The organism is Aporhodopirellula rubra (assembly GCF_014192335.1).
Lineage (GTDB): Bacteria > Planctomycetota > Planctomycetia > Pirellulales > Pirellulaceae > Rhodopirellula > Rhodopirellula rubra.
This window is the reverse complement of the sequence record NZ_JACHXU010000074.1, coordinates 1-1,040: the sequence shown is the minus strand read 5'-3', so window position 1 is coordinate 1,040 and position 1,040 is coordinate 1. Positions and strand designations below refer to the sequence as shown.

The following is a 1,040-nucleotide window of genomic DNA, read 5'->3' as shown; positions in this document are numbered from 1 at the left end:
CACTGTCGCGTCATCGCGCTGAGTTCACATTCGGCAACATTCAGCCAACTACCATGCTTTGGAGTGAACACAAACTCGATTCGCTTCACGTAGGCCCGCGCGATCGCAGGTTCAAAGGCTTCATAGAAAGCACCCTTGGTGTGAACATTCAAATTGTCCAGCACCATCGTAACCTTTTCGCAATCGGCATAGCGTGTGTCCAGAAGATGGGCGACTTCACGTGCCCAGTCGGCTTTCGTGCGTTGTGAACGCGCGGTCGCTTGGCGAAACCCCGAGAGAGGCTCTGTGAACATGAAGATGCTGGCTGTTCCATTGCGTTCATATTCGTAGTCGACTCGCTTGGGATGGTCCTTCGTTGCCTCAATCGCAACGCGGGTTTCCTTGAGCAATTGCACAGGCTGCTCGTCCATGCAGATGACCGGATGGGATGAATCGTACGGTTTTTCGTACGTTTCAAGCACTTCTTCCATGCACGCGACAAACTCGGCATCGTTCTCCGGCGGGATCACCCAGTACTCAATCATCCGTTTCGTCATGCGATTTTTTTTAGCGTCTTGCGCACTGTTTCCGGGCAAATCGAGTCGACGACTTCGAGACTGACCAATTGGTCGGCCAGCAATTGTAGCGTCCACTTGCCAAACCCCTTAGGAGGCTTGCCCAGTCGCATCGAAATCAACTTGGCCTCCGCCTTACCATCGAGCTTGGCCGGCGTGGGTGGTTTCGCACGTGGCTTTCCGTTGAGAGCGACTTCAAACCCATCGTTGACGAGACGCCTTCTCAGATTTTCGATCGTTTGCACGCGAGCGTTGAAGGCATCAGCGATTTTCGCGTCGGTCCATGCTGGCCCATCGGCATCCGCCTTGAGCAGCATCTGAGCGCGGCGAACCTTCTGCGATGAACCCTTGAGTGCCTTGATGACGCACCGACAGGCGTCACGTTCCTTGTCCGAAAGCCGGACGATATACTTTTTGATCATGGAAACCTCCGTGTGTTGCACATAGTTTCCACGAAATACCCAAAATCATCCAACCCCAATTCCT

Annotated in this window: 2 protein-coding genes; both read right to left on the bottom strand. The window is 53.7% G+C overall.

The window, feature by feature from the left end; all coding sequences use genetic code 11:
• A partial coding sequence (locus FHS27_RS30695; RefSeq protein ID WP_184310287.1) for an IS630 family transposase occupies positions 1-536 on the bottom strand: 536 nt, incomplete at its 3' end.
• Positions 533-976 (bottom strand): helix-turn-helix domain-containing protein, encoded by a 444-nt coding sequence (locus FHS27_RS30690; RefSeq protein WP_184310285.1) that lies wholly within the window; start codon positions 974-976, stop codon positions 533-535. The genes FHS27_RS30690 and FHS27_RS30695, both read right to left, overlap by 4 nt.
• Positions 977-1,040 lie beyond the last annotated feature (64 nt).